Raw genomic sequence first — 11,209 nt, 5'->3', positions numbered from 1 at the left:
CATGAAGAGTCATTATTTACCATTGGTACTTTGCCTATTTTTGCTATCTGCTTGCAGCGGTACACAATTTTTACCCGAAGGTGAACTTTTATACACTGGCGCTAAAGTAATGGTAAAAGATACCGCCACCTCAAAGGAAGATCAAAAATTACTAAAAAATAGTCTAGAAGATTTGGTACGTCCAAAACCAAACGCAAGTTTTTTTGGTATGCGACCAAGATTATACCTTTACGCTTTTGCGGGTAATCCAAAAAAAGAAAAGGGTTTCAGGTATTGGCTGAAAAACAAAGCAGGACAAGCGCCCGTACTTTACAGCCAAGTAGATCCTGAATACACCAAAAATGTGCTGCAAAATTATAGTGAAAATTCAGGATTTTTTACAACACGAGTTACAGCCGACTCTACCACGAAAGGCAAACTAGCTAGTATTAGGTATACCGTTAAACCGGGGAAACCGTATACGATTAAATCTGTAAAATTCCCAACCGACTCTTCTGCAATTGGTAAAGCAGTAAACGCTGCGATGCGCCGTAGCCTTTTAAAAATCAATAAACCATACAGCTTAGAGGTTATAAAAGAGGAACGCATTCGTATTGACAGCCGCTTAAAAGAAAAAGGGTTTTACTATTTTAATCCAGATTATATCTTAGTGCAAGTGGATAGCACTGTAGCCAAAAATCAAGTTGATTTAATTGTAAAAATCAAAGAAGCTACGCCAAAATTAGCCTTAACGCCATACAAAATAAACAAAATAATCGTTTATCCCAATTTTTCTATTGGTCCAAATAGCATCAAACAGTCAGCAGATTCTATCACGAAATACAATGATTTAACTATTATTGATTCTACAAATTTATTCAAACCACGCATTTTCGACAGAGCACTTTACTTTAAAAAAGACGATTTATACAATCGTACTAATCATAATTTATCTTTAAATAGATTGGTGAATTTGGGTACTTTTAAATTCGTAAAAAATCAATTCACAGTTTCAGATACTACAGCTAACTATCTTGACGCGTATTATTACCTCACTCCTTTGCCAAGAAAATCTTTGCAGTTGGAACTTCTTGGTAAAACCAATTCTGCGAACTATACAGGTACAGAACTCAACTTGAATTGGAGTAACCGAAACACTTTTCGTGGAGCCGAATTACTGACAGTCTCTGCTTTTGGAGGTGTCGAAGTTCAAGTATCAGGGCAAAATAACGGTTTTAATGTATATCGTGTGGGAACCGAAGCTAATTTAATTTGGCCACGATTGATATCACCATTTAAACTAAAAGCGCCAACTGGCTTTGTACCAAAAACAAAAGCAACACTTGGTTACGAATTTCAAAACAGAACCAATTTGTACTCTTTGCAAACATTTAAAGGTTCGTTTGGTTATTTGTGGAAAGAAAACGAACGCAAAGAACACGTTTTGCAAATTTCAGAGATTACCTATGCAAGTCCTCAAAACGTAACCGATCTTTATTTACAACAAATTGCTAGCAACCCTACTCTAGAAAAAGTTATCGAAAAGCAGCTTATTTTTGGTCCTACCTATTCGTACACGTACACCAATACGATGCAAAAAAGGAAGAAAAACACTTTTTATTACAAAGGAAGTATTGACTTGGCAGGGAATATTGCAGGTTTAGCAACGGGTGCAAACATTCAAAAAGGAGATACCATATCTATCTTTAATGTTCCGTTCAGTCAGTTTATAAAAATTGAAAATGATTTTAGACATTATTATAAATTGGGTCGCGAGTCGCAATTGGCTACAAGAGTAATTGCAGGTGTAGGTTACGCTTATGGAAACTCGAGAGAAATGCCGTTTATCAAACAATTTTTTATTGGTGGCACAAACAGTTTGCGTGCTTTTAGAGCGCGCTCAATTGGCCCAGGAAGTTTTGATGGATCAACTACAAACAGCAATGCCTTTTTACCTGATCAATCAGGAGATATCAAACTTGAGTTTAACACGGAGTATCGAGCACAAATTTATGGTCCCGTAAAAGGAGCTCTTTTTGTAGATGCTGGAAATATCTGGTTGTTAAACGAAAATAGCGACAAGCCAGGAGCTAAGTTTACCAAGAATTTCATGAGTGAACTCGCAGTAGGTGCCGGAGCCGGACTAAGATTTGATTTTTCATTTCTAGTTTTGCGAACCGATTTTGCTTTTCCTTTGCGAAAACCGAATTTACCCTCAGGAAATCGTTGGGTTTTAGATCAAATCAATTTCGGAAATGGAACTTGGCGCAAAGAAAACCTCATCTTCAATCTAGCCATTGGATATCCTTTTTAAACAAGCATAAAAAAAGAGCATCATTTTGTAATGATGCTCTTTTTTATTTGAATTAGAGTTGGTTTAATTTACCAAGAACAAAGCATTGCTGAACAGTAAGTTTCCGTTTTCCCAAAAACCTCTAAACAAAGGATTATCAACCATATAAATAACGGTTCCGTTTCCTTTATAATCAACAGCAAAACTTACCGTGTTGTCTAATTTTTTGCGAATATTACTTCCAACAAAGCCATAACTTTTAAAATCTTTAGGTACGTAAACCACATTTGTTGCTCCTTTTAACAACGAATAATGTCTGTCATCGGTACGCAAACTAAAATATTTGTCGCCCAAACCAAAAGCCAACGGATGTGTTTTGTTTAATACATTTTCAATAATTGCACCCGGAATTGATTTTGAAATCGATCTACGTTCTGCATCTTGAAAATCCAAAAAACGCTCTTTTAGTTCGGCTTCGTCATCGGCTTTCGCTGCATTTTCTTTTTCTTCATCAGTGGCAAAAGGCGTAAGAGCGAAATTTTCTTTACCATCAAATAGAGAAAGCGCATTGTTCATTGCAATTACTTTTCCACCATTGGAAACCCACTCGGCTAATTTTTTTTGTTGCTCTTCCGACAAGGAATAATAACCATCAGCTAATATTAAAGTAGTATAGCTGTTCCAGTTCACTCTATTGAAATTAGCAGTCTCGACAACACTCACAGGATAACCAATTGTTTCTTGCATATAATACCACGCGGCACCAAACTCAGTACTTGAAACTCCTTTTCCTGATAACAAAGCTACTTTTGGCGCTCGTAACAAAACGAAATTTTCTCCACCAATATCTTTCGCATTAGATGAATATCCCGTTTGTATAAAATTGTAATCGTTCTTAACTTTGATAATATTAGAAACGGTATTTTCAAAATCAGCCATTTTGATATTATCTGTTTTGGTCACAATCAATCCACCCGGCTCCACCACAACATCACCAAAAACAGCTTTTTTCATGGCTGAACGCACTTTGATATTTTTTTGATGCAATGCAGACAAAACTTGTGCTGAAACCCTGTTATTCCACGGAATATAAAAAGCATATACCTGTTTTGGAACTACTTTTTCAGCGTTTTCAATACTCTTTTTTGTGGGAACAAGAAGGTTGTTTTTTAAAGCATAACCCTGAACTCCGTAAGCTAACGGAAGTGCCCACGCAGTGATATCATAGGATAAACTATCGTTTAATTTTTGATTCGGTTCAAATAAAACTTGTGCAAAAACTGCCTTTTGCTGGTCCACTTTTACAATCATATCATTTGGCTCTACCGAAAAAGCCTTATCGGATTTTGTGTAATAATCAAACCCTGTTGCTTTTTGAGAACCTGCTGCATAGCTGTACTCGATATTGTTTTTAACGAGCAAATCGGCTAGTTGTACTAATTTAGGGTTTTGCTTTAAGACATAAGTTTTGTAATTCCCTTTTACCGTTTTACGAGAATTATTCATAAAACCTCTAAAGCCTTTCAATAAAACATCTGCTTGCCCTGCTGCTGATTCTACCACCGTTAAGACTGCAGTGGCATGATGGGTTAAACGATCTTTTATAGTTAAAACAGTTCCATTACTCATCAATACTGCACGTCCTGCGCCTATTCCACCCTGCTCCATCGTCATTCCAACTGCACCGTTGTAGGTTGGATAAGTATCTCCATAACTAGGATAAAACAAATCAAAACGCTCACTTGTATTGTACATCCAGTTTTGGGCATCGAATTTCTTTGAGATATTTTGGCCTAAAGTAGCATGAAAATCTTTTTGATAGGGTTCAATGTATTCGTGCAAAGGTTCTGCTGATGGCGGGAAAAAATAAGGAGAATCATACCCCATTTCGTGCACATCGGTATGTACTTGCGGCATCCATTGGTTGTAGAGCGCTATGCGTTGCTGCGACTCAATTTGCGTTTGCCAAGCCCAATCACGATTCAAATCGAACATATAATGATTGTAGCGCCCGCCTGGCCAAGCTTCCATGTGTTCTCTATCTGATAATTCAGGGTGCGTTTGCTTTCCAGATATTTCGCGTAACCAATTTCCATATCTTGAATATCCGTCTGGATTAATACAAGGATCAAGAATAACGATCGTGTTTTCTAACCATTTTTTAGTGGTTGCATTACTTGGATTGAGTAATTCATAAGCCACTGTCATGGCACTTTCAGTTCCCGCAAACTCGTTTCCGTGTACGTTAAAACTCAACCAAACAATCAATTTATCGCCAATACTTGCAGTACGATTGGCTGACATACCAATAGCTGCAAGATTATTATTTCTGATAGCATCTAATTGCGATAAATTTTCTTCTGAGGAGATAAAATAAACACTCAAATCGCGTTGCTCAGCAGTTACTCCATACTTTTGATGTTTAATCAGAGGAGATTTTTCGGTTAAATGTTTGAAATAATTTTCTACTTGGTGGTAGTATGAAATTTGTTTCCCATAAAGAGGTAAAAATTCCGAAGGACTTTGAACTTGCGCCTGCATATTCCAGACAAAAGCAAGCAGTAGTCCGAAAGAAAAAATAGTTTTTTTCATATTGTTTCAATTAGTTATGCCTCAAAAATAGCCATTTAGTGTATTATCCACAAACTATTTTGAACCGAAAAAGTAGCTTTGAATAACTCATTATACATCCATCAAAATCAACTATTTTTTATCAAATACTGATAATACAGCGACAATCATTACTAAAAAAACAATAATATTTAATTTTTAACTAGCATCATTGCCACATTCTATTATATTTGCAAGCAACAAAATCACACTACAAATGGAAGAATGTATCTCTGTTTTTGACATGTTAAAAATTGGCGTTGGCCCATCGAGTTCTCACACTTTAGGCCCGTGGAGAGCGGCAGAGCGTTTTTTGACAGAACTTCGTGAAGCAACTATTTTTACAGAAGTAACGCGAATCAAAATCGATTTATACGGATCTCTTTCGCTAACGGGAAAAGGACACGCTACTGACCTTGCCGTGATGCTTGGGTTAAGCGGACAAGATCCAGAGTATATTCCGATTGCCAACATCAACAGCATCATTCAAAGCATCGAAAACACGAATACATTGTTGTTGGGTGACGAAAAAAATATTCCATTTTACTTTTTACAAGACATAGTTTTCAATAAAAACTTTTTACCTTTTCATGCCAATGCGCTCACTTTTACTGCCTATTTGAGCGATGAAAAAGAGTATGCTTCCACCTTTTACTCCATTGGTGGCGGATTTGTAGTAAAGGAAGAACGTGTAATTGCCAAGGAAAAATTAAAGATAAAATGCTCCTTCCCCTATCCTATTGACAAAGCAACCGAATTATTAGCCATTTGCCGTCAGGAAAACAAATCGATCTCAGAGATTGTTTACGAGAATGAAAAATCAATGCGAAGCGAAGATATCATTGATCACGAGTTATTGCGCATTTGGCATACCATGTTAGAATGTATGTATATTGGTTGCCATTCAGAAGGTATATTACCCGGAGGACTGAATGTACGTCGTCGTGCTTTCGACATGCACCAAAATTTAATTGGTTTATCTAACTATAATTCGCCACAAACTTGGTTGGAAGAAATCAGAAAAACCGAAGTTAAATTCAGACAAATTTTGCAATGGGTTTCTACTTTTGCCCTTGCGGTAAATGAGGTAAACGCTGCACTCGGACGTGTAGTTACGGCTCCTACTAATGGTAGCGCAGGAGTAATTCCAGCCGTATTGATGTATTATTTGGTCATTGAAAATCATCAAGCAGGTAACAAGGAAATTAAACAATTTTTGATGGTTGCGGGTGAAATTGGAAGTATTTTCAAAAAAGGATCTACAATATCAGCAGCAATGGGAGGCTGTCAAGCAGAAATTGGCGTATCATCAGCGATGGCCGCAGCCGCTTTGTGCGAGGTAATGGGCGGAACTCCAGAACAAGTTTTGATGGCTGCTGAAATAGCGATGGAACATCACTTGGGACTTACCTGCGACCCAATTGGCGGATTGGTTCAAATTCCGTGTATTGAGCGCAATACTATGGGCGCCATAAAAGCGATCAATGCCGCTGAACTTGCCTTGCAAACCGATCCTAAAAATGCAAAAGTACCGTTAGACAAAGTGGTCGATACCATGTGGCAAACAGCTAAAGACATGAACAACAAATACAAAGAAACATCCGAAGGCGGTCTTGCCATTGCAGTAAATATGGCCGACTGTTAAAATGATGATCCTATCATTTTGTTAGACCTTCAGCCCAAATGATTCGATAAACTCTATTTTTTGCGAGTATCAATCAGGTGCACAATTTGCCAAGTATCAGCATTTTTCACGAAAGTGAAAGCGTTAATACCAGTATGACTCAGTTTGCCATTCACCGAAAAAACATAAGGCGTCCAAGCATGTGCCATAGCGCCATTTACTTGAATATGAAATCCTTTTAACTCCTCCTTAAAGGCCATTCCCGCTGGAATTGAAGCAATCGATTTCATAAAACTGGCCACGCCATCAGCAGTTACCGTTGCAGTTGTCAGCTTTTCTGCTATGGATTGCATGAGCATTTTAGGGTGACAAAATGTTTTGAGTTGTGCCGTGTCTTTGGCATGAAAAGACTCAAAAAACTGAATTATTGTAGTTTTTACTTTTTCTTTTTCTTGTTCCTGTGCTTGCAAACTTCCCACAAAAAAGCACAAAATCATTACGGTAACTATACGCTTCATATCTTCCATTTTTATAATTAGTACTTTTACAAACTTAGTGTTACATTTTTGATTAAAAAATATTCATTTTAGTACCTTTACCGCCTCAAATAAAAGAATTATGTCTGTAGCAAAAAAAGATTACAAACGCATCACAACAAAATCATTGATCGAGATGAAAGCCAATGGCGAGAAAATCTCGATGCTTACCGCTTATGATTATACCATGGCCAAAATTGTTGATACTGCTGGTATTGACGTTATTTTAGTTGGAGATTCAGCATCAAATGTTATGGCAGGTCACGAAACGACTTTACCAATTACGTTAGATCAAATGATTTACCACGCCTCATCAGTAGTGAGAGCTATTGAAAGAGCCTTAGTTGTGGTTGATTTGCCTTTTGGAAGTTACCAATCAGACCCAAAAGAAGCATTACGCTCTGCTATCCGAATCATGAAGGAAAGTGGTGGTCACGCTGTAAAATTAGAAGGCGGTCACGAGATTAAAGATTCGATTAAAAAAATACTACATGCTGGAATTCCGGTGATGGGACATTTAGGTCTTACACCGCAATCTATCTATAAATTTGGTACGTATACAGTTCGTGCAAAAGAAGAAGAAGAAGCAGATAAATTAATCGAAGACGCCAAATTATTAGAGCGTCTAGGATGTTTTGCTTTGGTTTTAGAAAAAATTCCTGCGCACTTAGCTGAAAAAGTAGCGCAAAGTATATCGATTCCTGTAATTGGTATTGGTGCTGGTGGTGGTGTAGACGGTCAAGTATTGGTTATTCACGACATGTTGGGTATGAATAATGAATTCAGTCCTCGTTTTTTACGTCGCTATATGAACCTTTACGAAGGAATGACGAAAGCCATTGGACAATATGTGGCCGATGTAAAATCGTCTGATTTTCCAAACGCTAGCGAACAATATTAAGCCCTAATCCCCTACTGGGAAATCCGAATGAAAATAATATCCAATAAAAGCAACCTTCAAATTCTGCACGAAGACAACCATCTTATTGTTGTTAATAAACGTGTAGGAGATCTTGTTCAAGGTGACAAAACCGGAGACAAACCCTTACCAGATGTTGTTAAAGAATATATCAAAGAAAAGTACAATAAGCCAGGTGCTGTGTTTCTAGGAGTTGTTCATCGTTTGGACCGCCCAACTACAGGGATTGTAGTTTTTGCAAAAACCAGTAAGGCATTGAGCAGAATGAACGAATTGTTTAGCAATCGTGAAACTCAAAAAACCTATTGGTGTGTGGTTAAAAACAAACCGCAAAAAAGCCATGACAAATTGGTGCACTACTTGAAAAGAACCGAAAAAAACAATACTTCTAAAGTACATTTAAAAGAAGTACCCGACAGTAAATTGGCCAGTTTAGATTATACAATCATAAAAGAACTTAATAATTATTGTGCCCTTGAAATTAATTTGCACACCGGGAGACACCATCAAATTCGCGCCCAATTATCTGCAATTGGTTCTCCTATCAAAGGTGATTTAAAATATGGTTTTGACCGCAGCAATCCCGATGGAGGAATTCATTTGCATGCCAGGAAATTAGTTTTTGACCATCCGGTTACAAAAGAAAAACTAGAAATTATTGCTCCAACACCCGATGATGTAATTTGGAATGCCATTTAAAAAACCCATTCCTTCTAATTTTAGAGACACGAAAACCAAATACGGCGAGCTATGACAGCTCGCTTTTTTATTAAAATCAAAATTGGCTTTGAACTAATTAAATTGTACTTTTAAAATAAAATCATCTGATGAAATATAAAACCGATCTAGAGTACCGAAAAGAATCGTTAAAAAAATTGCTTGACGTAATTACGCAACACGAAGACGAAATTATTAAAGCCCTATATGATGATTTTAAAAAACCCGACTTTGAAGCTGTTTTAACCGAAACAAATTATGTTATTAGTGACCTTAAAGCAACGATCAAAAATTTTGACTCTTATACCAAACCTAAAAAAGTTCGCACTTCCTTACTCAACTTTCCTTCATCTGACTACATCTACAGCGAACCTTACGGACATGTTTTAATTTTGTCTCCTTGGAACTATCCTTTTCAACTTGCTTTTTGTCCGCTTGTTGCAGCTGTAGCCGCGGGTAATGCTGTTACACTAAAACCCTCAGAACTCACACCAAATACCGCTGCTATAATTGCTAAAATTGTTCGTTTAACTTTTACCGTACAACATGTCGTAGTAGTTACTGGTGATGCCAAAGTAGCAGCAGATTTATTAGAAAAACGATGGGATTACATCTTTTTTACGGGTAGTGTGGCAGTAGGTAAAATAGTTGCCACGGCGGCAGCACAACATCTTACACCAGTTACGCTAGAGTTGGGAGGTAAAAGTCCCTGCATTGTTGATGAAACCGCCAATATTAAAATTAGTGCACGAAGAATTGTTTGGGGAAAAATTGTAAATGCTGGCCAAACTTGCGTAGCACCTGATTATGTTTTGGTACATGAATCTGTTAAACAGCAATTGATTGAGGCGCTGCGTTTTGAAATTATTGCGGCATTGGGCGAAAATCCAAAAGAGTCTCCAGATTACGCTCGCATTATCAACCAAAAAAATTGGGAACGACAACTACAACTCCTCGAAAACCAATCGATACTTTTTGGAGGACAATCGGACAAAAATAGTTTTTACGTAGCTCCAACATTAGTTGACGAACCCAAAAAAGATAGTTTGCTAATGACAGAGGAGATTTTTGGTCCAATACTTCCAATAATCTCCTACTCTAATATTTCTGAAGTAGATCAAATTATCAACAGTTACGAAAAACCGCTTGCACTCTATTTGTTTTCTGAAAACAAAAAATATGTTGATTATGTTTTGCAAAATCATTCTTTTGGAGGCGGTTGCATCAATGACACAGTGGTGCATTTGGTAAACGAGAGGCTTCCATTCGGTGGTGTAGGACATTCCGGGATGGGCGCTTATCACGGAAAGCTAAGTTTTGATATTTTCTCCCATCAAAAATCGATCGTAAAAAGAGGAACTTGGCTTGATCTACCGCTGCGCTACGCACCTTATAAAGAAAAATTAAAAACCATTCGCAAACTACTAAAATGGATGTAGTTGCACAAAATATTCGGAGCCGCACAATCTTTTTATGATAAATAATATTTGAAGAAGTAGTAGATTCATAAAATTATTTAAAACAAAAAATGAAACTTTTTACAAAAAATGCGACTATTAAAACATAACAATCTAAAACCAAACCGATGCAAACAACCTCCAGCACGTACACAAAAAAACGTCTAGCCGAAATCAAAGAACAAGGATACGAACTTGATTTTGGAACCGTATTCAACAATACCATAGAAAACTATAAAAAAATTGCCTGGTATGGAGGTTTAATGATTTTTGTGTTTTTTACTCTTTTTAGTTTAGTTCTTTTCGGAATAGCCATTGCTTTTATTGGATTTCCTGAATTAAAAGCCATTTTAAAACCAGAAAATTTACAATTAGAAACTTTACCTCTGGAAATTTTACTATATGTTTCTGTCGCAACAGTATTTATTGCTGCTATTACATGTCCTTTTCCAGCTGGTTTAACAAAAATGGCACAAAGCGCTGACAAAGATGAAGAATTTGGTATTGCCACTATGTTTCAATATTATAAAGCACCCTATTTTACTGAACTCTTAGTAGCTACAATATTATTGGCTATAGTAGGCTCAGTAACGCAAAACACCATTGCCTATTTTCAAATTCCTTTTTTAAGCTCCGTTTTATCAATGATAATTTCGCTTTTTACCTTTTTAACAGTCCCTTTCATTATTTTTGGCAACTTAAAAGCTATTGAAGCAATTAAGGCTAGTGTACTTGTGGCCTCTAAACAGCCATTGATTCTTTTAGGATTAATTGTAGTAAGCTCGATTGCAATTTGTATCGGATTATTGGGATGTTGTATTGGAATTGTGTTTACGATTCCTTTTATATATTCATTATACTACGTAGTTTACAAAGAAATAATAGGTATTGAAACTCCTGAAGATTTAGAGTATAATGGCTAGAAAAGTTTTTTTTTAATAAGAACCAAAACAGACCGATTACTTGTTTTGGTTCTTATTAAAAAATTACTTAATTTTCAATCAAATTAGAAGTACTTTTCAAATTTTATTGAATTAAAGCCAAAACAAATCATGACTTACGCTTGTAAAACTA

Annotated in this window: 8 protein-coding genes; 6 read left to right on the top strand and 2 right to left on the bottom strand. The window is 36.6% G+C overall.

Features of this window, described 5'->3' with window-relative positions:
- Position 1: 1 nt before the first annotated feature.
- Complete coding sequence (gene tamL, locus L1S34_RS11415; protein ID WP_236364123.1) at positions 2-2,293, top strand: translocation and assembly module lipoprotein TamL; 2,292 nt, start codon at positions 2-4, stop codon at positions 2,291-2,293.
- A gap of 63 nt (positions 2,294-2,356) precedes the next feature.
- Here the strand turns inward: tamL and L1S34_RS11410 are convergent, their stop codons facing one another.
- Complete coding sequence (locus L1S34_RS11410) at positions 2,357-4,864, bottom strand: M14 family zinc carboxypeptidase (RefSeq protein ID WP_236364122.1); 2,508 nt, start codon at positions 4,862-4,864, stop codon at positions 2,357-2,359.
- 235 nt (positions 4,865-5,099) lie between these two features.
- Between L1S34_RS11410 and L1S34_RS11405 the strand changes: the two genes are divergently transcribed.
- Entirely contained in the window at positions 5,100-6,527 is a 1,428-nt protein-coding gene (locus tag L1S34_RS11405; RefSeq protein WP_236364121.1) for an L-serine ammonia-lyase, read from the top strand.
- A 53-nt stretch (positions 6,528-6,580) separates the two neighbouring features.
- Here the strand turns inward: L1S34_RS11405 and L1S34_RS11400 are convergent, their stop codons facing one another.
- Entirely contained in the window at positions 6,581-7,024 is a 444-nt protein-coding gene (locus L1S34_RS11400) for a nuclear transport factor 2 family protein (RefSeq protein WP_236364120.1), read from the bottom strand.
- Positions 7,025-7,124: 100 nt separating this feature from the next.
- Between L1S34_RS11400 and panB the strand changes: the two genes are divergently transcribed.
- The 4 genes from panB (at position 7,125) to L1S34_RS11380 (ending at position 11,058) form a co-directional block, all read left to right on the top strand.
- Positions 7,125-7,943 (top strand): 3-methyl-2-oxobutanoate hydroxymethyltransferase, encoded by an 819-nt coding sequence (gene panB, locus L1S34_RS11395; protein ID WP_236364119.1) that lies wholly within the window; start codon positions 7,125-7,127, stop codon positions 7,941-7,943.
- Between the two features lie 27 nt (positions 7,944-7,970).
- The gene (locus L1S34_RS11390) at positions 7,971-8,660 is read left to right on the top strand and encodes an RluA family pseudouridine synthase (protein ID WP_236364118.1); all 690 of its coding nucleotides are present in this window, start codon (positions 7,971-7,973) and stop codon (positions 8,658-8,660) included.
- 128 nt (positions 8,661-8,788) lie between these two features.
- On the top strand, positions 8,789-10,117 hold the full coding sequence (locus L1S34_RS11385) for an aldehyde dehydrogenase (RefSeq protein ID WP_236364117.1): 1,329 nt from the start codon (positions 8,789-8,791) through the stop codon (positions 10,115-10,117).
- A gap of 146 nt (positions 10,118-10,263) precedes the next feature.
- The gene (locus L1S34_RS11380) at positions 10,264-11,058 is read left to right on the top strand and encodes a hypothetical protein (RefSeq protein WP_236364116.1); all 795 of its coding nucleotides are present in this window, start codon (positions 10,264-10,266) and stop codon (positions 11,056-11,058) included.
- The last annotated feature ends 151 nt before the right edge of the window (positions 11,059-11,209 follow it).

It is taken from the genome of Flavobacterium sp. K77, assembly GCF_021608205.1.
GTDB lineage: Bacteria > Bacteroidota > Bacteroidia > Flavobacteriales > Flavobacteriaceae > Flavobacterium > Flavobacterium turcicum.
Note: the sequence above shows the minus strand (reverse complement) of the source record. Positions and strands in the feature narration are given on the sequence as shown.

Bases quoted from the DNA above. Each gene is read 5' to 3' on its own strand.
- panB (WP_236364119.1), top strand. From the start codon at position 7,125: ATGTCTGTAGCAAAAAAAGATTACAAACGCATCACAACAAAATCATTG.
- tamL (WP_236364123.1), top strand. From the start codon at position 2: ATGAAGAGTCATTATTTACCATTGGTACTTTGCCTATTTTTGCTATCT.
- L1S34_RS11410 (WP_236364122.1), bottom strand. From the start codon at position 4,864: ATGAAAAAAACTATTTTTTCTTTCGGACTACTGCTTGCTTTTGTCTGG.
- L1S34_RS11405 (WP_236364121.1), top strand. From the start codon at position 5,100: ATGGAAGAATGTATCTCTGTTTTTGACATGTTAAAAATTGGCGTTGGC.
- L1S34_RS11380 (WP_236364116.1), top strand. From the start codon at position 10,264: ATGCAAACAACCTCCAGCACGTACACAAAAAAACGTCTAGCCGAAATC.
- L1S34_RS11400 (WP_236364120.1), bottom strand. From the start codon at position 7,024: ATGAAGCGTATAGTTACCGTAATGATTTTGTGCTTTTTTGTGGGAAGT.
- L1S34_RS11385 (WP_236364117.1), top strand. From the start codon at position 8,789: ATGAAATATAAAACCGATCTAGAGTACCGAAAAGAATCGTTAAAAAAA.
- L1S34_RS11390 (WP_236364118.1), top strand. From the start codon at position 7,971: ATGAAAATAATATCCAATAAAAGCAACCTTCAAATTCTGCACGAAGAC.